The organism is Teredinibacter sp. KSP-S5-2, assembly GCF_032773895.1.
GTDB lineage: Bacteria > Pseudomonadota > Gammaproteobacteria > Pseudomonadales > Cellvibrionaceae.
On record NZ_CP120416.1, the window covers coordinates 4,534,186 to 4,557,138 of the forward strand.

The window sequence follows — 22,953 nt, forward strand, 5'->3', positions numbered from 1 at the left end:
ATCTCTATCCTAAAAATAAATTAGTTAACGGTAACATTGTGGCAAATATATCCACCTGTCCCACTATCATCATCAACATTTTCTCGTTCAAAAAGCTCGATAACGTAGTTCCCCACCTGGAGGGTACCAACACCGGTTTCAATGTCAGAGTCATTTGAAACAAATGTAGCGATCAGTGTTCCCTTACTGTAGATAAACATATCAGGGTTGGAATTTACTCCGGATACACCCGTTTTCGCTGCCGTTACTGTGTAATTGCCGCCACTGGAAATGGTTACCGAAATAAAGCGCCTGTTAGATAGCTTATTGCTCTCTCCGTCGACGTTACTTGAACATACATTGACCGTATTGCCATATGTCAAAGTCTCATACACTGGCAGGTTGTATGAATTGCCACCATTGACGGTTTCTCCTGCACCATAGTTACCCGAACCATTGACACCGTGATTACTTGCGAGGATATTGATCTGACCATCAACAGAACTGGAGGTTAACGTTTTTAACTGATTAAGAAATGGAAATATACTAATTTGAGCATCATTATTTTTGTAATCTGAAGCAGTGATGGCCTGATAAATCGGAGAAAAACCCAGCTCAACAGAATCGCCAATCTCAGCCGTATCGTCATACAGGTCATATATTAAGCGTTCAACAGTTCGTTCGCTAAACCAACCTTTATTGCTATAACTGTTGCTCTCAAAATTAAGTTCAAAACCACTCGCATCTCCCAGACCACTCGTATCTCGATAGGTGCCGGTTCCAGACACTATTCCTGTAAACGCATTGGCGATTCCTTCACTAAAGGCCAAACGAAAATCCAGTTTTTCACCCCCGCTGTGCGATCCACCAATGCTGTCGGATCGGGAGATGGTGTCTTCTAAATAGTGGAAAAACTCATGCTGAATAACACTTCGATCAAATTCATCGGTATCGGAATTAGCCCCACCCAATATATACATATTGTTTTCACCACTGTCATAGTAGGACGTACCAATAGTGCTTTCGTTATTATTAACACTCCAGCGCAATTCAGAACGGATAAGCTGAATTGAGTTATCCGCATTGAGCAAAAACACCAAGGCTTCCTGAACGGAATCGAGAATGGCAAAAGGTGCAGCAACCCGAGTTCCCGTATAACTTGAGCTACCCCAACCCGTTGGCGCATTCAAATCACGAATAGAATCGGTTGTTCCAGAACTCAGCAAACTGCCCTGCATAGCATAGACTGCATTGCCGCTCGTATTATCCGTTACAGAGAAATCCCAAGATGCAGTCCCTGTCCTCTTCATTTCTGCCAACACTCTCACTCGGTAACTGGTGTTTGGCGTAACATTAAACTGGTACTGACCAAGGTCATCTGTCGATGTAGACATCACAACTTGCGACGAGGCGTTAAGTAGCTCAACCGTGATCCATTTAAGAGGCGTTCGAACCTCATTATCATGATCTAGCCCATAACCAATCTCACTAGGCATAACCCTATCGTAGGTAACCGTACCAGATAACGTTATTCCACCAGACCCGGACGAGCTACTGGAACTTGACGAAGAGCTGGAGCTAGAACTACTGGTACCAGCTGAGCCCGAAGTCGATGACGATGAACTGGAGGAACTTGATGAAGAGGACGAATTAGAGCTTGTTGAGGAACTTGAGCTGCTGGAAGAGGTAATAGGCCCACTACCACCGGATCCACCACCACCGCAACCAACGGTGCCTAAACAAATCAGTGCGACAATAACGCCAATGTACTTGGATAGCTGCATTACAAAATAACTCCGGTCACATATTTTGGGGCCAATCACTTAATCATAGGTGAAATCAACAACCTCCGTGTGGCTGCTCAGCACAAACTTGAGAAAACAAAACTGTCATGAGCTACGACAAACGATAAAAAATTCCGTATTTCCATCGCCACCTTTAATCACACTCTCGAAGTAATTTGACACCGTCAAGCCCAGAGAGGTTACCGCTTCTCTGATTTTTTCTTCAACAATTTGGTAGAGATCGCTATGTTTCACCATTCCCCCTTTACCGATTCCCTCTGGCCCAACTTCAAATTGGGGCTTCACCAAGCTGATTAGGTGTCCGCCCGATTTCATAAACTGGATCAATCGCGGCAGAATAAGGGTTTGTGATATGAAGGAAACGTCCATCACAATAAGGTCAAACTCCCTGATTCCCGCATCACGTATATGGGTAAAATCGAGTTCGCGCGCATTAATATTCTCATAGCAAAATACTCTGGGATCCGATGCCAGAGCTCTAACCAATTGACTATGACCCACATCGACTCCCACTACTTTTGATATTCCATGCTGCAGTAAACAGTCTGTAAACCCGCCGGTAGACTGACCCACATCCAGAGCACACATACCATCAAGGCTGATATCAGCTTTTCTTAATGCAGCTTCGAGTTTTAGGCCAGCTCTCGATACATATTTTTGAGTATCGCTGGCACTTACTTTAAGTTCGGCGTCTTCTGCGATTTTCTTTGATGCTTTGCTGCAGATTTCCCAATCACCGGCTATCTTAACTTCTACTTTTCCTTCGGAAATTAGGGCCTGAGCATGGGTTCGGGAATGGCAGAGGGCTTTGTTTACAAGAAGGGCGTCCAGTCTAACGGATTTCATACAACATCTTTATTCGAGTGGTTTGCTGGGGAGTGTAACAATAAACTGGCTACCTTCTCCATACACGCTTTCCACGTGGATAGTACCTCTCAATAGCCGTACCAGTTCTTCCACCAGTGCCAAACCTAACCCTGTACCAAGTATGCCTTTGTTTTTTTCATCTTTTATTCTTTGGTAGGATTGGAACAAACCACTCAATTGATCTTCTGCAATACCTATACCCGTATCTTCAATTCGAAATTCAATAGAGCGTTTTTCAATTATTGGCTCAACAATACACGTCACATTACCTTCTTGGGTATATTTTACTCCGTTGGAGATAAGGTTAAGCAATATCTGTCTAAGCTTGCGTTTGTCGGTGACAATATCCAAATTCCCCGGGCATATAAACTCGTAGATAAGCCCCTTGTTGGCCGCAAGGGTACGCATTTGCTCATCGATTTCAGATAGCAGTTCCTGTAAGTCAAATTGCTCTAACTCCACAGTCATTTTTCCGGCTTCTATTTTCGATATGTCCAGGGTATCGGAAATCTGGTCATTTAATTGCAGCCCGGAGTTTTTGATGGTTTTCAGCAACCGTAGATCTTTTTCTGATAAATTTTTGCTCGCTCGCCACAAAAGCACATCGGCAAATCCAACAATCGCATTTAAAGGCGTTCTGAGTTCATGCATCATTTTTGCGTAAAAATCTCTACGCGATCTTTCCCTTGCCAGACGCGCTTCCTCTTGCGCCCTCTTTTGTTCTGAAATATTGATAGCGTAGCCAAGAATAGTTATTTCGTCTTGAATAACAACCGGTTGAAAATACCAGGAAAACCAACGGCCCAATACATTGACTTCAACCGATGATATTGTTTTCTTTTGCTCAACACATTGACGGCAGATTTGTTGAAAATCCACAGGAAGAATTCGGGCTTGCCCTTCATCTGAAAATCCAAAACTGACCAGGTGTTCCTGCATTGCTTCGTTACTAAATATTAAATATCCTTCCCGATCAAATTCCGCGATGGGGTTGGGGCTATTGTTAATATAGGCGGCAAACTTATCGAGTTCGGCTCGGTTATAATCCAGATCCCGATTATCAATAAAAGTCAGGATGTATTTTATCGTCGGATCTTCAGGAAAATGAATAATACGATAATCCACACCGATGTATTCACCATTCATTTTGTTCCAAACCGCCGATATCACATCCGTGTTGCTATAGTTACCCGCACCGTTGAAAGGGCAATCTTCTTCAGAATGCTGGAGATTTCGAATATTTACACAAAGTACATGGTGGAGACTTTTTTCTAGCAGGTCATTTTTTCCTGCCTGCAATAGATTCAAACCGGTTTCCGATACGTCAACAATTTTATGTTGATGATCAACTGCAATAATTCCGTCCGGCCAAATTTTTGCCCACTCTTTTAAGGAACTGCCTAGATCTTTAGTACTCACCTAATCTACACCAAGTCATATTCTGAATGGAACTTTCTTTCTGGATCGTCTATAGCACTGTTCGGATCTAAAATGGATTCTATGGTTCTTTTAGTATCCTCATCGGTTTGTTGACTCAAATTTATTTTTAGGGGTTTTTGCAAAACGCGTTTTTTATTGTCGTAATAGATAATAATCGTAGGAAGCAACTGTGATTTACTGTTTACTTCATACACCACGCCGCTTTCTCCGGTATTTAATTTTACTGCCGTCGTCACCGGATAGATACCAAGCATCGAAATCATGGCGGCAACAGCATCAACGTCAAAAATACCTTTTTCAGCCTGAATATACAGTTCTCTTAGCGCATTATTTGGCAACATACCTGGCCTGTCTTGCAGCTGATGAACACATTCATCATAGTGATCAGCAACAGCGAGATACATCGTTAAGGGGTGTAGTTGATCCGCAGTTAGGCCTTTTGGGTAACCGCTTCCATCAAGGCGTTCATGGTGCTCACGAATAATTCTTGCACATGTTTCCGATATACTTTTTTCCGAAACAATATTTAGACCAATCTGAGGGTGTGCAGCTAATAATTTTTTTTCTGTTTGCGTATAGGTTTGACGTTTACCCATTAGGTTGATGGGTAAACGTGCCCAACCAGCATCGTGGAGCAGGGCGGCCAACCCTAATATTTCTGTCTGTTCCTTATCCAGCTTTCTTTCCATTGCAATATTCAAAACCAGGCAAAATGTACTAAAGCAATGATCGGCAATTTTTTCAGCTGTGCGTGTTAGATGGACCAAACTCATAAGAGCTTGGTTGTTACGGCTTAAACTCTCAATTGTTACGTCAACTAACGGGGTAATATCATCGAGCGGAACGGGGGTGTTGTTACTAATCTGGTTATGTATATCAGTAATGACATGCCTGACCTTGTTACGAATACTTAATGCAACTTTAAGTTCCTGATTCATCGAAGAAGGCGAAGATAAATCTTGATCTTCTTCTGGCTTGTCTAGTGTTTTCTTATTCTCCTCTGGTTGGGAAGTTGAATCGGGATTATCGCTCGGTTTATTCCCTTTTTTAATATCAATTAGCAGATACTTAACACCGGCTTCACGTAACTTCTGAATATCTTTTTCTGACTTTATTAAACGGTTATGACGCACGAATGGGCTATCGATCCACGGTATATCCATGTCTGTGATGTACATGCCTATAGCCAGCTGCTCTATCGCAATCTTGATTACGGATTGGTTAGATTTCATTCTCGTCTCATACAAACAATTATCACTGCCACATAGAGATGCTGTGGTGACCTCATTCAGTATAGACCCCAAAAAGTCACGCTCTGGCGTCAGATAATGAAAGTTTGATCTAAAGAAACAGAATTTTTGCTAAGGAGAGGCAAACGTAGATGAGAGTTCGTACTTAGGTATTCCAAGAAGCAACACAGAAAAACCTAAAGGCTTTTCCATGTTGCCAAACGGAAGCCTATTTTTTTCTTGGGCGATCCCAGTTGTCATGGTTTTCTTGTCGAGCTCGGTTTATTGCCAACTGGCCTTGCTCAACGCCTTTAGTGATGACGGAGCCTGCACCAATCGTCGCACCTGTCGCAATCGTTATGGGCGCAACCAATGCAGAGTTGGAACCGATAAACACATCGTCACCGATATTTGTTTGGTGTTTTTCTGCGCCATCATAGTTACAGGTAATGCATCCCGCACCAAAGTTAACACCTTCGCCAACTTTACTGTCACCAATGTAGGACAAATGGTTAGCTTTGGTATTTTTACCAATAGTTGAGTTTTTGGTTTCAACGAAGTTGCCCACGTTGACGTTCTCAAGCAGTTCTGTCCCAGGCCTTAGCCGCGCAAATGGTCCAACAACACAACCATCTGATACTTTCGAGCCCTCGATAATACTGTTAGCTTTAATAATGGTATTAGAAGCAATAACAGAATCCCGGATCACACAATTTGGGCCTATGGTAACGTTATTGCCAAGTATCACGACACCTTCAAAAACACAGTTGATGTCGATTAAACAGTCGTGGCCCGTAGTTAGCGAACCGCGTAAATCAAAACGCCTTGGGTCGATAATGGAAACACCATCCGCCATCATTTTTTCGGCGATACGAGCCTGGTAAATACGTTCAAGTTCAGCCTGCTGCTTACGATTGTTGACCCCCATCACCTCTGCTTCATGGTGAGGGTGGGCGGCACGTACTTCTATCCCGTCAGCAACCGCCATTTCAATAATGTCGGTCAGGTAGTATTCGCCCTGAGCATTGTTATTCGATAACTGAGGCAACCATTTGATTAGGTGCTTGCCTTTAAGCGCCATGACCCCGGTGTTGATTTCGTTAATCTCAAGTTGCTCTTTGGAAGCATCTTTCTGCTCCACAATGGCTTCGATCGACCCAATGCGGTTACGAACAATTCGCCCATAACCCAATGGGTTCGCCAGAGTCACAGTCAACAGCCCCATTGAGGTTTCAGATACCACGCTCAACAACTGACGAAGTGTATCGGATTCAATCAGGGGAACATCACCATATAGAATCAGTACAGCGGCTTCTTCGCGGATAAACGGTAGAGCTTGCTGAACGGCATGCCCCGTACCCAACTGCTCTATCTGTTCCACGAAATTGAGACCCTGGCCATCCAGCTCTTCATAGACCTGCTCAGCACCGAAGCCGACTACAACGTTGATATTATCTGCGTTGATTTCCCTTGATCGATCGATCACGTGAGACACAAAAGGTTTGCCCGCAATAGGGTGCAATACCTTGGGTTTATTGGAACGCATGCGCGTGCCTTTACCGGCAGCAAGAATAACGATATCGAGCACTTAGTATTTCTCCTTAAAAGTGTCCAACAAATTTTTAGTCTATCTAAAATGCAAAAAGGCGGCATAAGCCACCTTTTTGTTATTGTTCTATTTACAGATTACCCACGGAATCAACGAAGTGTTCATGTTTATCCCGCCTTATCATCTGTTAGCGAACCTTTCTACGAATCGCTTGCAGGGTTCTCAACTGAGCCGCCGCTTCTGCTAACTGAGCTGCCGCTTTTGAGTAGTCGATGTTATCACCCTGATTTGCTAATGCTTGTTCGGCTCTGGCTTTTGCTTCCTTAGCTTTCGCTTCATCCATATCATCTGCACGAAGAGCGGTATCTGCAAGAACAGTAACAACGTGCGGCTGCACCTCTAGAAACCCACCAGAGATGTAGTAGATTTCTTCCTCACCGTTTTGCTTTTTTATACGAACCGGCCCAGGTTGGAGTCCGGTTAACAAAGGCGCATGGCCATAGGTAATACCCAACTCACCTTCAGAACCCGTAGCAACAAGTATCTCGACCAGGCCGGAGTAGATCTCTTCTTCGGCACTTACGATGTCACAATGGACTGTTAAAGCCATATTCAATACCTTTTAGTCTAAAGAGCCGGAAACCGGCTCATTCTCCGCTACTTTGACCAATTAAGCTGCTTTTTCTGCGATTTTCGCAGCTTTTTCTACAGCTTCGTCAATACCACCAACCATGTAGAAAGCCTGCTCTGGAAGGTGATCATATTCACCAGCCAACAAGCCTTTAAAGCCGGAGATGGTATCTTTAAGAGACACATACTTACCTGGAGAACCAGTAAATACTTCTGCTACGTGGAACGGCTGAGATAAGAAACGTTCGATCTTACGTGCACGACCAACTACTTGCTTATCTTCTTCAGAAAGCTCGTCCATACCCAAGATAGCAATAATGTCTTTCAACTCTTTATAGCGCTGAAGAACAGATTGCACACCACGGGCAACTTCATAGTGCTCTTGACCGATAATAAGCGGGTCAAGCTGACGGGAAGTAGAGTCCAATGGATCGATCGCAGGGTAGATACCTTTCGCAGCAATATCACGGCTCAGTACGACAGTTGCATCCAAGTGAGCAAACGTGGTTGCTGGAGACGGGTCAGTCAAGTCATCCGCAGGCACGTATACCGCTTGGATAGAAGTAATCGAACCAGTCTTAGTGGAAGTAATACGCTCCTGAAGTACGCCCATTTCTTCGGCTAGAGTAGGTTGGTAACCTACCGCAGATGGCATACGACCTAAAAGTGCAGATACTTCGGTACCCGCAAGCGTGTAACGGTAGATATTGTCGATGAACAAAAGTACATCTTTACCTTCATCACGGAATTTCTCCGCCATAGTCAAACCGGTCAACGCAACACGCAAACGGTTTCCAGGTGGTTCGTTCATCTGACCGTAAACCATGGCCACTTTAGACTTAGTAAACTCATCTACGTTTACAACGCCAGATTCCTGCATTTCGTGGTAGAAGTCGTTACCTTCACGAGTACGTTCACCTACACCGGCGAATACAGAAAGACCACTGTGCTCAAGTGCGATGTTGTTAATCAATTCCATCATGTTTACGGTTTTACCAACACCCGCACCACCGAACAGACCAACTTTACCACCCTTAGCGAATGGACAAACCAAGTCAACAACCTTAATACCAGTCTCAAGTAGTTCTGTTGCAGAAGACAACTCATCATAAGCAGGCGCTTTACGGTGAATAGGCATACGCTCTTGTTCACCAATTTCGCCACACTCATCAATTGGGTTACCCAATACATCCATAATGCGACCAAGCGTTGCTTCACCCACAGGTACCGAAACAGGTGAACCCGTATTTTCTACGGTCATACCGCGGCTTACGCCTTCAGAAGCACCCATAGCAATCGCACGAACAACACCATCACCTAGCTGTTGTTGAACTTCCAAAGTCAGGTTTCTTTCCGTTACCTTCAATGCGTCGTAGACTTTAGGCACAGAATCACGTGGGAATTCCACGTCGATTACCGCACCGATGATTTGTACGATACGTCCGCTACTCATTTTCGCTTCCTCGTATACTCAATATGTAAAAATTAATATTCTTTCTGGCGTTGTTGCGTCTGATTAAACAGCCGCAGCACCACCCACAATTTCCGATAGCTCTTGTGTAATCGCGGCTTGGCGGGCTTTGTTGTATGCCAGCTGCAATTCACCAATGAGTTCGCCGGCATTTTCTGTTGCGTTCTTCATTGCAATCATTCGTGCAGCTTGTTCACAAGCACCGTTTTCCAGAACCGCCTGATGTATTTGAGATTCGATATAACGAACCATCAAACCATCCAACAAGGAGTTTGGGTTAGGCTCATAGATGTAATCCCATGAGTGCTTATGCAGCATCTGGTCATCATCAGCCTTTAGCGGTAGTAACTGACGAACAGTTGGTTTCTGGGTCATGGTGTTAACAAATTCATTTCCCACCAAGAAAACCTTATCCAACCGACCTTCGACAAAACTATCCAACATGACTTTTACGCTACCAATCAAGTCGGATATGGAAGGTTGTTCTCCCATGTCACGAACGCTGGCGACGATGTTCCCGCCCACACTACTGAAAAATGAAGCACCCTTGGCACCGACCATGCACAAATCGACATCAACGCCTTTATCTGCCCACTCTTTAGAGTGTTGGATTACTGTTTTAAAGAGGTTGATATTTAAACCGCCACACAATCCACGATCTGTGGATACCACAATGTAACCGACTCGTTTTACATTGCGTTCATTTAGGTAGACGTGTTTGTATTCCGGATTACCAGCCGCCAAGTGGCCAACAACAGCACGTATACGCTTAGCATAAGGCTTGCCCGTTTCCATACGGTCCTGAGCTTTACGCATTTTACTCGCCGCAACCATTTCCATTGCGCTGGTAATTTTTTGCGTATTTTTGATGCTACCGATTTTGGTACGTATCTCTTTTCCGCTAGCCATAACTTTTTTCTAAATTAAAAATGACTTTCCGCGTTTTTGTTAAACAAAAACGCGGGCGCTTACAAACTCTTACCAAGTTTGAGTGGCTTTAAACTGATCCAAGCCTTCTTTAATACCAGCTTCGATGTCGTCGTTATAGTTACCAGTGCTGTTAATTTCCGCCATCAACTCTGCTTTTGAAGTGTTCATGTAAGAAAGTAGGGCACTTTCAAAGTCGCCGATTTTTGCAACTTCAACATCTTTCAGGTAACCCTTGTCAGCGGCATAAACAACAACCGCCATCTCTGCAACGCTTAGAGGGCTGTATTGTTTTTGTTTCATCAATTCAGTAACACGCTCACCGTGATCCAACTGGGCTTTGGTCGCATCATCCAGATCAGAAGCGAACTGAGAGAACGCCGCCAATTCACGGTACTGAGCCAATGCGGTACGAATACCACCAGAAAGCTTCTTGATGATCTTGGTCTGAGCAGCACCACCAACACGGGATACCGAAATACCGGCGTTCATCGCAGGACGAATACCCGCGTTGAACAGGTCAGTTTCAAGGAAGATCTGACCGTCAGTGATCGAAATTACGTTGGTAGGTACGAACGCAGATACGTCACCAGCTTGCGTTTCAATGATAGGCAATGCAGTCAAAGAACCGGTTTGACCTTTCACTTTACCGTTAGTGAAGTTCTCAACATAAGTTTCACTTACACGGGAAGCACGCTCTAGCAGACGCGAGTGCAAGTAGAAAACATCACCAGGATACGCTTCACGACCTGGTGGACGACGAAGTAGAAGAGATATTTGACGGTAAGCCCAAGCTTGCTTGGTCAAGTCATCATAAATAATTAGCGCGTCTTCACCACGGTCACGGAAGTATTCGCCCATGGTACAGCCCGCAAATGGAGCAAGGAATTGCATAGAAGCTGGGTCAGAAGCGGTAGCAGCAACAACAATGGTGTGTTCCATCGCGCCATGCTCTTCAAGCTTACGTACAACAGAAGCAACAGAAGATGCCTTCTGGCCTACTGCAACGTAAACACACTTAATGCCTGTGCCTTTTTGGTTGATGATGGCATCAACTGCAACAGCTGTTTTACCAGTCTGGCGGTCACCAATAATCAACTCACGCTGACCACGACCGATTGGTACCATGGTATCAACCGCTTTCAAACCAATTTGCACTGGTTGGTCAACCGATTTACGCGCAATTACGCCCGGCGCAATTTTCTCAATTGCATCGGTTTCTTTTGTTCCAATAGGGCCAGCACCATCGATTGGGTTACCCAACCCATCGACTACACGACCAAGCAGTTCAGTACCAACTGGTACTTCCAGGATGCGGCCAGTACATTTACAGGTCTGACCTTCCGCTACTGTTTGGTAGTCGCCCAAGATAATGGCACCAACAGAATCGCGCTCAAGGTTAAGCGCCATACCAAAGATACCACCTTCAAATTCAATCATCTCACCGTACATTACGTCGGCAAGACCATGGATGCGAATAACACCGTCGGTAACAGAAACGACTGTGCCTTCATTTTGGGCTTCAGTCGATACCGAAAGGCTTTCGATTCGCTGCTTAATAACTTCACTAATTTCAGAAGGATTCAGCTGTTGCATACTGTAATTCCTTAGCTTTTAATCGAGTTCTGTACAAATGCGCGTGCTATACGATGTACGGCAAACACTGAAAGCATCGAGCGTGCATTAAAATTAAGCTTCTTTACTCAGAGACTTAAACGCACCTGCACGAGCTCAAAAATTTTTTAGGCGTTCATCGCTTCAGCAAGTTTTGCCAAACGACCCCGCACCGAGCCATCGAGAACGGTATCCCCAGCGCGAATTAATGCGCCACCAATCAAGTCTTTGTCGACTTTAGTGATAAGAGACACGTCCCGGTCCAGTTTTTCTTTCAACGTATCCGCCAGCTTCTGCTCTAAAGAACTTGATATTGCATAGGCTGTGTAGACTTCTACATCGACAGTTTTTTCCTGTTCCGCTTTATAAAGCGCATATAGCTCTGTTATTTGTGGCAAAAGAAGTAAACGATCATTTTCTGCTAGCAGATGAATAAAGTTTGCTTGTTTGTCACTAATATCTTCGCCACAAATCTCAACAAACTTATCGCCCTTATCCACGGTCGTTAAATTTGGTGACTGAAGCATAGTTATAACTTGTTTATCTAGAGCTACAAGAGACGCCAGGGATAGGGCTTTGTGCCAACCATCCAGTTCCTTTGCATTCCGGGCATATTCAAATGCAGCTTTAGCATAAGGTCGTGCAAGAGTAATCAGTTCTGCCATTTGGCCCTCTCTTACAGTTCCGCTGCGAGTTTTTCTAGCATGGCTTCATGGGCTTTAGCATCAACTGAAGCACCAAGAATTTTTTCTGCACCCGCCAAGGCAAGAACAGAGACTTTACCGCGCAACTCTTCACGAGCCTGGCTAACCTGTCTTTCAACTTCAGCTTGCGCTTGAGCTTTTATACGGTCAGCTTCCTGGTGAGCAGCTTCTTTTGCTTCATCGACAATCTGTGCCGCACGCTTATTCGCTTGTTCAACAATTGTTGCTGCTTGCACTTTTGCTTCATGAAGTTGTTCATTTGAACGTTTTTGAGCAAGCTTCAGGTCTTTGTCCGCACGGTTTGCAGCTTCAAGACCTGCAGCAATACGCTCTTCACGCTCTTGCATGATGCCAAGCAGGGCGGGCCATACATACTTCATGCAAAATGCGATGAACACCAAAAAGGTCAGGGACTGACCAATAAGTGTTAAATTAATATTCACACCAACACCTCACTAGGTATTTATTTCAATGAGTTTCGAGTGGTGTTTATAGACCTGGCGCTACCGCGAAGATCAAGTACATGCCAATACCAACACCGATCATTGGAACCGCGTCCAATAGACCAGCCATGATGAACATTTTGCCCTGTAACGCTGGTGCTTGTTCTGGTTGACGAGCAGAAGACTCAAGAAGCTTGCCACCCAAAGCTGCGAAACCTAGTGCAGTACCAAGTGCTGCGATACCGATAAGAAATGCTGCTGCACAATATACAATTGCCTGTTCCATTTTTTACTCCTGATGAAAGTAGAAACTATAAAAAACTAAAAAGGATTAATGTTCTTCGTCATGAGAATCAAACGCCATTCCCATGTACACGATGGTTAACACCATAAAGACAAAGGCTTGAACAAGAATTACCAAGATATGGAATACCGCCCAGGCCCACTGTAAAACCCCACCTAACAAACCGATCAACAAACCAGCACCAAACATGATGGCAATAAGGATGAAGATAACCTCACCTGCATACATATTGCCGAACAAACGCAAACCTAATGAAACTGGCTTGGCAAGTAGTGAGATAGTTTCAAGTACGGTATTAACCGGGATTAACAGAATATTGAGGTACCACTTTTCTTTGGGAGCAAAGAAAGGGTGACAAGTGAGTTCTTTAATGAAGCCCCAAACGCCTTTTTCACGACAACTAAAGAAAATCATCATGAAGAATACAGATATCCCCATACCCATAGTGGCATTTGGGTCTGTTGTCGGTACGACTTTAAAGAAGAAATGTGGATCGCCGGAGATCTTTTGCGATACCCACGGAAGCCAATCAACTGGGATCAGATCCATCAGGTTCATTAAAAAGATCCAAACAAAAACGGTAAGTGCTAACGGGCCAACAAAGCGGCTTTTAAAGTGGAAGATTTCTTTAACGATACCGTTAACACCTTCAAACACAAGCTCAACGAAGCTTTGCAAACCACGAGGGGTGTCTGTTGTGGCTTTTTTGGCTACACGGCCAAAAACAAAAATAAATAGCACCCCAAGAAAAATACTCCAACCAATGGTATCCAAGTGAACAGCATTAAAGCCCATATCTTTGGCTTCTTCGACACTGTGAGCCATAGTCCAGGTCGCATTTTCCAGGACACTGCCGTCGTGGCGCTCATACCCTGCAGGTAGGCGACCATAGGTTAAGTTTTGTAGATGGTGCTGGATATAACCACTTGGAGTTAAGCCTTCGTTCGAAGCCATTGTTTACCTACTCTACCTATTAAATTCAACGTATACGTTTTTTATTCTTTGTTAGTTTCATCTAACTGCCGGCTTATTCTCATAGCAATAAACCATTGCAGGACAACCAAACAAATAAACCCCGCGAACAGCAATTTTGCGTCGAGAGGCTGAACATACTTCAGTACTGCTGCGAACCCTACCGCTGCTAAAGCAAGTTTGCCGGATTCGCCCAAGGAAAATGACCCGGCTACCCAACGAGCAGCTTTGGCTCCTGAGTAACGAAAGGCATAGTTAGTGAAATAGAGATTGGGCACGAGATATATCAGAGCCCCCAAAAGAAAGGAGTACCCCTGAACAGGGTCAAACCAGTAAACCAGTGTCGACACTGGAACAGTCAGCCCTAGCTGAAAAATCAGAGTGGTGCTTATTGGTGCTTTAACCATAGCGCTTAACTAAACTTTGCTATTCTTTTGGGTAGCAAAAAGCCACCCAGTATTTGACTACACAAATACGTACAAAACACCACAACCCCCCTAAGGGCTGGCTAAGCTTTTTTTTATCACCTGTTCTATATCTATAGAGCAGAAGCGTAAAAACCTTCTAACTTCTCAGCAGATATCGTCAAAATTCGGCTTATTTTGTATTTTAGTGAGTGTTTTTTAACACCCCTGCCAAATTCTGTGCCAGTTGTTACTCACTTTTTTCACAACTTGCCTTGAGGTCGGTCATTTTACCGGCATTCAAGCGGCAGAGATTATAGGGAGTAAGGGATGGTAGTTCAAGCGCCCATTTTTGTATCAAATAAATGACCTATTCTGGAGCACTCATCTAATCCCTTATATCTGACTGACTATTTTTTAGTCGTTTAGATGTAACTCTTCTGCAATACTCTGCCAACTAACATATTTAAAGTTTTGTGGTTCTTGGGGCATAAGGTTGTAACCATCCTGCACCACTATCACCCCTTGATGGAATTCACCACCAAAATCCCACCCCGATGCAGCTAAACCATCAGTTTCAGCAACACCATCAATTACCTTACTTCCATTAGGGGTAATCTTAAATGACCCTCGGTAAATAAAAGGTTTCTCAATATTAAACAAGGCATAGCTGTTATCACCCTGGCTCGAGACAACAACATAGTTACCGTAGTCGCTGTGAATAACATCAACGCCCTCAATATCATTAACCAGAATACTTCCTACCGGCTCAATCAACACTGGAATTGCGGCTTGTTCAAAATTCGCATCCATGTACCATAAACCTTTATCTTCTTCCCCCAAAAACAGCGTTCCCGTTAGATCATCAACAGCACAACCTTCCGGTTGGCTATTTAAGGCAAAACTTCTCACTAACTGACTTTCAATCTGTCCATCTTTTATGTCTAACGCGTATTGTTCATAACGCCCGTCTTTATCATTAATATACACATACGCCTTATCTCGTTTATCTTTATACATACAGATGCCATAAACCTGATTTAGCGTTGTTGCCGCGTCAGCTAACCAATAGACTTTTCTGGTTGATGGGTCGATAGAAAAAAGTGATATGTGATTATTTGACCGATTACTCGCAGCAACGATGTCCAACACGCCGTCAGATGTTATAACTTGCTGGCGTAGATCCACGTTATTCAGATCTCCAATTGGTAACGACTGAATTTCGTTGCCTTGGAAGTCGTATACATATAATCCTTGTTTTTTATTTGTCCCTAAAATTAGACTTTTTTCGGCGTCTTTTAAATTTATCCATATCGCGGGATCATCTGCTGTATCTCCCCATTGAGAAAAAGCGGAAGTTTCAACCAGTGCAGTAACATGACCAAATTCTTTAGATGCATGCTCGGTTGTTTTACCACTAGGGGATTGAATTTTCCCGTGAAAAATTCTTCCTTTTTTGTCCACAATAGATATGTGCAAATAATCGAGCTGTTCATTTACTGAAATTCTGCTTGCCGATATTTCCTGTGGAATTTGATAACGATGCCAAAACGCCCACTGTTGATTGACTTTTCTGTACATCGTTATCAAATTTGTTTCACCGCTTAAAACAAAAAGGTTTTCTTTGGCAATCGCGATAGAAGCTAACTCGCCAACAAGTTTTCCTTTTTCCGTATTGATGTCGACCAGGGTTCTTTCGAGCACACTTTCCGAATTCGCCGGATACGCCCAAACTCCCAGATTTTCTTCCATTAGGTAAAGCGTATCGGAAAGCGTGTCGGTAACACATACATCCGTTTTGGGTGGGAGGTTAAGTTGCTTAACATGAAGGTCAGTGAAATTTTTTCTCTTGGTATCGAAAACCCATCGGTTCTCACCGCCACCGTAACCATCAAGCAAAAATAAAAACAGGTTTCTTTGTTGGTCAACATGTGTACAAAACCCATCGATTATGAACTTGGGTGGTTGTATTTTATTGGCTGATGTCAGTTTCGCAGGCTCCACTTCGACATCAATGAATTTTATGGTGTTCAACTCTGTGTCAAGAGTTACAGCATAATTACCAAAGTCTGTAATATTAACTAACTCAATAATTTCATATTTACCTTTAAGATTAGCCAGTAGATTTCCCTGGTTATTTAAAAGTAACAGTCCGTATTGTTCGCTACTGGCGATAAAATAATTTTTATTGTTAACTGTGAACTCTTGAACGGTATTGATATTGTGTTGCTCACCTAACAGGGTCAGATTCAGAACTTCAGGCTGACTCAGGCTTTTATCTTGCTTGGCGCAACCGAAAAGGTAAATACTAATAATTAACGCACCAAAGAAAACGGATATTTTTTTTAAAGCTGTCATATAAAATTTCACAATCCGGCACACCTTTAAAACCTGGATATACTTACACCAAGACGGTAATTTGTCCCATACTCTTCAAACTGCGCATTGAATCTCTTTTCTCCTTGATAGGCATAGTAGGGCTCATCATTTAAATTGACTCCCTGAAAGAAAACCTGGAAATTTTCCGTAAAGTAATACCGCGCTAATAAATCCATAGATAGGTGACCGTCAACGTAGATATCTTCGGCATGGTTTTCCATATCATTGATTTCCGTTAGGTATTTAGACTTATAATTCGTAGCCAGACGGATACTGAATTTACTGGTTTCATAGCCTAATGCCAGATTGGCAACCAAATCAGATTGATGGGGCAGAGAAATCGTCCTAGAGTAAACATTATTGTTTGAAATTTCCGCTTCCGTATCGGTATAGGTTATATTGCTGGTGACCAAAAACCCATTCCATGGTTTAGGTAGCTCGCTGAATGATTTTGAAATAGAAAGCTCCATACCAATCAGGTCAGCGGATTCACCATTTTTATAGGTAATAGCTTCTTCATATTGTGGATAGATGCCATTTTCTCCCCCCTGATCAACCTGGTAGGTGAAGTTCTTAATATCTTTATAAAAAACGAATGCCGAAAATGCGCTGGCATAACCAACATAATGCTCTATTCCAAAATCAATATTTGATGATTGCAATGGTTTTAATTCAGGGTTACCAAATTCGGCTTCATTATCATCATTACGGGAGAATCCTGGACGCACCTGATCAAATTCAGGTCTAACTAACGAATTACTCCAGGCCATCCGCATTTGGGTGTTTTTACTCAATGAGTAACGAAGGTGAATGGATGGCAACATCTCATTGTTATTTTTTGCAAAACGTCGTTCGCTTATGGCTTGATCGCCATTTACCTCATCATAGGATTTTCCGCGAGCGTTAAAGTCTGTTTGTTCATAACGAATACCCGCTAATAGTCTCAACTTGTTGGTGTCGAGTGTACCCATTACATATCCGGCAAGAACATCTTCTTCGATGGAATAATCGTCAATATTGGAGTCTTCCTGAAGAATATATTGGTCAATGGAGTCATTCGGATCATCGTTGATGGATCGCGTTAACTCCGATTCCAATTGCCAGATGGCTGACGAACTGATTTCTCTTCCCATATCCGCATATTGATGGGTAACCTTTTTTCCAACAAACTGATCTAATGTACGCGAAGGATCTTCGAACGCCCAAAGGGTTTGATTGTTATTCTTTTCCCGATCCGAGTATTTAAATCCGAATTTAACCGATGCCTGGTTATCGGAGATAGGAAAGTTCTTGGTTGCATCAAGCTTTATACTATTTTCAGCGTCGTCAGTGGATTGTTTTTCTAACTCAATTTTATCTAATTCAAAATTGGACATATCTGTGGCCGATGTGTTTGTCAGGCCATAAATATAAATAACATCTCCAGCGGTATAGTAAATATCACTTATCTCACTTGCTCCATCACTTTCCGTCGTTAACGCATATTCAAATTGCGCATCAGAAATGTGATAGGGTGTTTTTTCACTCGCTTTGCTCAAGGCAATATTGTAGTCAAATTTCCATTGATTAAACTGAGTATCGCCACCAAAGCTTATCGAAGTGATTTTTTGAGTTTCTTCCCTGTCTTTTAAATCTCGGGTGATTTCCAACGCAGTCTCAGGTGTATTTCCTAATGGTTGCTGTGGTTCTAATCCATCTTGCCCTTGCCATACACCTTCTTCGTCATTGTATTTACCCTGTGTAAAGTCATATTCAATTCTGTTCCTTTTTTCGTTATCCGTATACTCACTATAAAGTGTACGTATAAACAAATTAGTTGAATCGCTGGGTTTGTAGTCAAAGTTCAGTGTCAAACCAAACCGTTCGCGACGAATTTCGTAATCCCTCAACTCAAAGCTGGTTAAAGAATCCTTATTCCAGGAACCACCAGTTTCGACATTATCTGAACCAAACTCCCGTTTAAACCAACTAACCGAGCCCGCAACCCCGAAGTTGTCCTTGTCACTATTAACGTTGTAGATATTTGATCCGGTAAGGGAAAGCTTTGGACTGGTGTTCTCTGAGTGATCGTCATAATTAACTTCAGCGGTTGTTTTCCAAAACAGGCCATTTCGATCAAACGCGGATAGGGAGTTTAAATTTATCGATCCACCTAGCGAATCCGCATCCATATCCGGTGTAAGCGATTTACTGACTTCCAGAGATTCTAATAAATCAGCAGGAATAACATCCAACGCAACCGCCCGTGTTCCACTTTGAGGGGAGGGTACACGTACGCCATTTATACTTACAGCATTGTAAGAGGGGCCCATACCTCGCACACGCACAAACCTTCCTTCACCCTGATCATTTTCCACAGAAAGTCCGGGTAGTCGCCGCAGTGCATCGGATGTATTGGCATCGGGGTACTGACCAATAGCGTCCGCACTGAGAATACTCATAATGGAATCTGCCGATCGTTCCTTATTCAAAGCCTTGTTGTAACTGGCGGCATGGCCTATGACTCGGGTGGTTTCAATATTTTCCACATCAGTTTTCAGTAATATCTGACCGAGCGTGTTTTCCCCGCTTTGAATATGTACCGTTTGGGTAATAGCGTGACTGCCACCGTAGCTGACATTAACGGTATAAATACCTTCAGGTAAGTTTTTAAAGGAGAAATGACCATTTTCCTGACTGCGAACTTGTTGACTTAATTCATTGATACGAATAACCACACCAGCTATTCCCGTATCGGGCGATTCGCTGGATACCACTGTGCCCTGAAGTAGGCCATCAGCCCCAGCAAGACCAGGTAAAAAACACATACCCAAAAAACAAAAATGTTTTTTTACCTTGAGTTCGCGTCCAAATTTAGCCATACGTAAAACCTCTAAAACCTGATTACTGTTTTTTAGATTATTCAAATTGGATTTGAAAAATAGAGTTCGGATATGACCAATTTGTTAACCAAGACGACAGTAATTTCGATCTAGGGCCCTATTTTGCTTAAAAAGCATTCTCTCTGACCTCAAATGACTTTATTTAAGGTGTAACAATGATTAATTTATATATCAATTTGTCAGTTTAAGATCGATTTATATCTGAATACTTTTAAAAACTCATGGATTTATAAAATGGGGTTGAGCTAATTCAACCCCCTCGGTTGAAAGGCGCTATTATCATTGATAATGGCAGAAATTTCCCACTTATATGCGTTGCTTCTTATGAATGGTTTTATACACAATGTAGTTCAATCTCATCTGCGTTGGCTTACTTGTCTGGTTTTATCCATCATTTTGGTTGCCCTTTTAAACATAGGGCTTGGTGACAGTAAACAATTACACTTGATTGATTGGCTGGATGTTATTTCGGAAGGCGGTGCCAGTTTAATGGTTCTGGCCTGGATTCTGATAATTTTTTCCAGCCGGCCAGCAGGGAGGGTGACAAATTTTTTAATCGGCGGTTTACTTGCTTTGTTTATTGCGCTCTTTCAGGATGCAATGGATGAGGGGTTTCACCCACGAGAGGGATCTTTCTGGCATATCTATTTGGAGTTTGGTTTATCAATAGGAATGGCGCTGATCACAATCGCTCTCTACCTCTGGCGAAAAGAACAATTAGTAATAAACCAACAGCTCAAAAACCGGGAGCGTCTGTTTCGGGAGCATACCTTAGTTGACCACCTTACTCAGATATCCGACATCAATTACCTAAAAAGCCAATTGCAGCGCGAACATGAAAAAGCTTTGCAAAGTAATCAACCTTTCTCCTTAATTCTTTTGGATATTAACGATTTCTATCTAATCAATCGAGAATACGGTGATGAAGAGGGTGATAACTTATTGCATTCACTATGTGAACTATTGATTTTAAACCTCGGCCCGGACGATTTAATTTGCCGTTATGCAGGAGATCGCTTTGCCGTTTTACTACCCAACCGAGACGAACAGGCAAGCAGGCAAATAGCAGGAGAGTTAGATCAGGCTGTCACCAGTTTTGCCTATAAGACAAAAAGGGGTGATCGATTATTTCTACAAGCCTGTTTTAGCGTTGTTTCTGGAGACGGGGATTCTCCCGAGCAGATTCTACAAAGAGCCAAAGATGAGTTAACAAAAGTAAAAACATTGAGCTCTTCAGGCGGCGACAAGTAATGAGTTCAACGGACAATAATTGGCAGATGGCGGCGCAAGGAAAATGGCTGGAAAACGACAGCCGTTTTATTCCTGCACATTGGTATCCCGCTCTACTTGTTGATCTGCTGGAAAGAAAAGGTGTAGACCCGAATAAAACACTCCGCAGTACTGGTATTTTTTACGAAGACATTGCTCAGGGTTCGCTATTAACTTCTCCAGACCAATTCGACTGTATTATTGGTAACGCAAAAAAGCACTTTGCGGTAAAGGATCTAAGTTTTATTTTTGGTCATACAATCTATCCAGGCAATTTGTCTTCTTTATCCAATGCAATCATGCATTGCTCTAATCTGGAAGATTTTTTTGACCTCTTCGATAACTTTTATTATGAATTGTGCCCTTATCTGAAACTAAAACCTGTGAAAATCGAGGGATATGTTGGGCTTGAGTTTCAGGACGCTTTTGGCGCAAGCCCTCATCGCAAGTTTTTAATCGAAGCTTTTATGACAGCATGTAAATCCGTGATTCGATGGCTTGCTGGGCGAAGCTTCCCATGGCGCTTTGAGTTTGATTATGAACAGCCAGGATACATCGAAGAGTATGAAGTTCATTTGTCTCACAAATTGTACTTTTCAAAACCTAAAACGATGTTTTTGGTGGAAGGCCCTTATCTAAATGAAAGCTGGCCAAATTCATCCAGTGTTATCTATTCTCAAGCAATATCAGAATTTTTGCGCAGCGAAAAAAGATTAAAAAGTGAAAGCTTTGTCCGTCTGGTGACAGAGTGTATTGAAGAGAATATTAAGACGCCGTTGGACTTGGAGAATACAGCTTCGACATTTGGCTTAAGTACCTCAACGTTTAAACGCAAGCTAAAGAAGCACGGGGTGAATTTTCAGAGACTGATTGATGACGTGAGAAGAAGTCGAGCCATTTATTTAATTCAACACGAAAAGTTAAATAATGAACAGCTCGCTAACTTCTTCGGTTTTCACGATTCAGCAAACTTTCGGCGATCGTTTAAGCGCTGGACCGGTAAGGTTCCTGGCGATTATAGAAATCAATAGTAGCAAGTCCTTATTCCATTCTATTTGACTAATAATATATAACCAAAGGACCGTATTGATAAAAATCCATTTTAGGAAGTTCATTCTCTGGAAATATCATATACCCATTTAAATGATTTACAATAACAGAGTAATCACCAATATTTTCAGCTTTAGCATATTTATGTCTTCTCAATGCATAAGTATTCGCATAGGTGATATTCATCATTTTATTTTTATTTTTAAATTCCTTTTTAGTTAACTCTACGTTTAACATCCTGTGGAACTGTTCTTCTACAGTTTGCATCCCTTCATTTATATATTTTTCAATATTTTCTTCTGTCCATTCAAACCTGACGGATGTTTTCTCAACTTCCATATACTCCATACTTTTTATTTTTTTTATTTTTTTCTGGTATTCAGGTTTTAGTTTGTATTCTTTTTCAGGATTTTTTTTTACTAACTCATAGTACTCTTTTTCAAGATTACCTATCTCCAGAGTTTTTTCTTCCTCCGATATTTTTTTGTTATAAATAATTCTTTGGGGAGATTGATAGGAGATAAAAAAACTTTTGGTTTTGGTTGACTTAGGATTTGGAAAGTACTCACCAGCCCAAACAACATAGAGAAGATTGTGATCCCTAGTCATAAAAAATCTAGCTCTAAGGTTAAGGTGACTTACTCCTTTAAACCTTTTATTCTTAAATTCTCTTACTTCCGGTGTTTCCTCTGACCTTTCCCATTTATTATTCACTGTAATCCAATCGGCTTTATCTACAACACGAGTCACAGATTGAGAAAACAACGCAGGAAAATCTATATTTTTAGTTTTTTCTAGATAATGCTGGTTTACCTTAGTATATGATCTTTTTTTTATTTCTTTTAACGACGGCGTTCCGATCCAGTACGCCGGTGGTACTCTGGGCATTACAAAAATGGTATTTTCGGTTGTATCTATGTATAGGTTTAAAGTTACGCCTTTATCTTTATCTTTTTGGCTAAAAAATTCGTCAAATGACAATGCATGTAGTGATATAAAAAAAAGAATTAACGACAGTACAACCCTAGACATGAA

General features: G+C 42.4%; 19 protein-coding genes. 2 read left to right on the forward strand and 17 right to left on the reverse strand.

Annotation, left to right across the window (positions count from 1 at the left end):
* Positions 1-20: 20 nt before the first annotated feature.
* The 16 genes from P5V12_RS19360 to P5V12_RS19435 all read right to left on the reverse strand — a co-directional run bounded on the left by P5V12_RS19360 (position 21) and on the right by P5V12_RS19435 (position 19,578).
* Complete coding sequence (locus P5V12_RS19360; protein WP_316954723.1) at positions 21-1,763, reverse strand: hypothetical protein; 1,743 nt, start codon at positions 1,761-1,763, stop codon at positions 21-23.
* A gap of 105 nt (positions 1,764-1,868) precedes the next feature.
* Positions 1,869-2,630: a TlyA family RNA methyltransferase gene (locus P5V12_RS19365; protein ID WP_316954724.1), complete on the reverse strand. Its 762-nt coding sequence runs from the start codon at positions 2,628-2,630 to the stop codon at positions 1,869-1,871.
* A 9-nt stretch (positions 2,631-2,639) separates the two neighbouring features.
* Positions 2,640-4,070: an ATP-binding protein gene (locus P5V12_RS19370; RefSeq protein WP_316954725.1), complete on the reverse strand. Its 1,431-nt coding sequence runs from the start codon at positions 4,068-4,070 to the stop codon at positions 2,640-2,642.
* Between the two features lie 5 nt (positions 4,071-4,075).
* A complete protein-coding gene (locus P5V12_RS19375; RefSeq protein WP_316954726.1) occupies positions 4,076-5,323 on the reverse strand; it encodes an HD-GYP domain-containing protein in 1,248 nt (415 codons plus the stop codon).
* A 226-nt stretch (positions 5,324-5,549) separates the two neighbouring features.
* Complete coding sequence (gene glmU, locus P5V12_RS19380; protein WP_316954727.1) at positions 5,550-6,908, reverse strand: bifunctional UDP-N-acetylglucosamine diphosphorylase/glucosamine-1-phosphate N-acetyltransferase GlmU; 1,359 nt, start codon at positions 6,906-6,908, stop codon at positions 5,550-5,552.
* Between the two features lie 148 nt (positions 6,909-7,056).
* Complete coding sequence (locus P5V12_RS19385; protein ID WP_316954728.1) at positions 7,057-7,479, reverse strand: F0F1 ATP synthase subunit epsilon; 423 nt, start codon at positions 7,477-7,479, stop codon at positions 7,057-7,059.
* A gap of 60 nt (positions 7,480-7,539) precedes the next feature.
* Positions 7,540-8,952, reverse strand: a complete 1,413-nt coding sequence (atpD, locus tag P5V12_RS19390; protein WP_316954729.1) for a F0F1 ATP synthase subunit beta — start codon at positions 8,950-8,952, stop codon at positions 7,540-7,542.
* A gap of 63 nt (positions 8,953-9,015) precedes the next feature.
* Entirely contained in the window at positions 9,016-9,879 is an 864-nt protein-coding gene (gene atpG, locus P5V12_RS19395; protein ID WP_316954730.1) for a F0F1 ATP synthase subunit gamma, read from the reverse strand.
* Positions 9,880-9,948: 69 nt separating this feature from the next.
* Entirely contained in the window at positions 9,949-11,493 is a 1,545-nt protein-coding gene (atpA, locus tag P5V12_RS19400; protein WP_316954731.1) for a F0F1 ATP synthase subunit alpha, read from the reverse strand.
* A 146-nt stretch (positions 11,494-11,639) separates the two neighbouring features.
* Positions 11,640-12,176, reverse strand: a complete 537-nt coding sequence (locus P5V12_RS19405) for a F0F1 ATP synthase subunit delta (RefSeq protein WP_316954732.1) — start codon at positions 12,174-12,176, stop codon at positions 11,640-11,642.
* Positions 12,177-12,187: 11 nt separating this feature from the next.
* The gene (locus P5V12_RS19410; protein WP_316954733.1) at positions 12,188-12,658 is read right to left on the reverse strand and encodes a F0F1 ATP synthase subunit B; all 471 of its coding nucleotides are present in this window, start codon (positions 12,656-12,658) and stop codon (positions 12,188-12,190) included.
* Between the two features lie 46 nt (positions 12,659-12,704).
* Entirely contained in the window at positions 12,705-12,944 is a 240-nt protein-coding gene (atpE, locus tag P5V12_RS19415) for a F0F1 ATP synthase subunit C (RefSeq protein WP_316954734.1), read from the reverse strand.
* A gap of 45 nt (positions 12,945-12,989) precedes the next feature.
* The gene (atpB, locus tag P5V12_RS19420; RefSeq protein ID WP_316954735.1) at positions 12,990-13,916 is read right to left on the reverse strand and encodes a F0F1 ATP synthase subunit A; all 927 of its coding nucleotides are present in this window, start codon (positions 13,914-13,916) and stop codon (positions 12,990-12,992) included.
* 41 nt (positions 13,917-13,957) lie between these two features.
* Positions 13,958-14,341, reverse strand: coding sequence for an ATP synthase subunit I (locus P5V12_RS19425; protein ID WP_316954736.1), 384 nt, complete (start codon positions 14,339-14,341; stop codon positions 13,958-13,960).
* A gap of 414 nt (positions 14,342-14,755) precedes the next feature.
* Entirely contained in the window at positions 14,756-16,696 is a 1,941-nt protein-coding gene (locus P5V12_RS19430) for a phytase (protein ID WP_316954737.1), read from the reverse strand.
* Between the two features lie 26 nt (positions 16,697-16,722).
* Positions 16,723-19,578 (reverse strand): TonB-dependent receptor, encoded by a 2,856-nt coding sequence (locus P5V12_RS19435; RefSeq protein WP_316954738.1) that lies wholly within the window; start codon positions 19,576-19,578, stop codon positions 16,723-16,725.
* 309 nt (positions 19,579-19,887) lie between these two features.
* On the opposite strand from P5V12_RS19435, the gene P5V12_RS19440 reads away from it, so the two are divergent.
* The gene (locus P5V12_RS19440; protein ID WP_316954739.1) at positions 19,888-20,850 is read left to right on the forward strand and encodes a GGDEF domain-containing protein; all 963 of its coding nucleotides are present in this window, start codon (positions 19,888-19,890) and stop codon (positions 20,848-20,850) included.
* Positions 20,850-21,899 (forward strand): AraC family transcriptional regulator, encoded by a 1,050-nt coding sequence (locus tag P5V12_RS19445; protein WP_316954740.1) that lies wholly within the window; start codon positions 20,850-20,852, stop codon positions 21,897-21,899. Before P5V12_RS19440 ends, P5V12_RS19445 begins: the two co-directional genes overlap by 1 nt.
* A 28-nt stretch (positions 21,900-21,927) precedes the next feature.
* Here the strand turns inward: P5V12_RS19445 and P5V12_RS19450 are convergent, their stop codons facing one another.
* The gene (locus P5V12_RS19450; protein ID WP_316954741.1) at positions 21,928-22,950 is read right to left on the reverse strand and encodes a hypothetical protein; all 1,023 of its coding nucleotides are present in this window, start codon (positions 22,948-22,950) and stop codon (positions 21,928-21,930) included.
* Between the last annotated feature and the right edge of the window lie 3 nt (positions 22,951-22,953).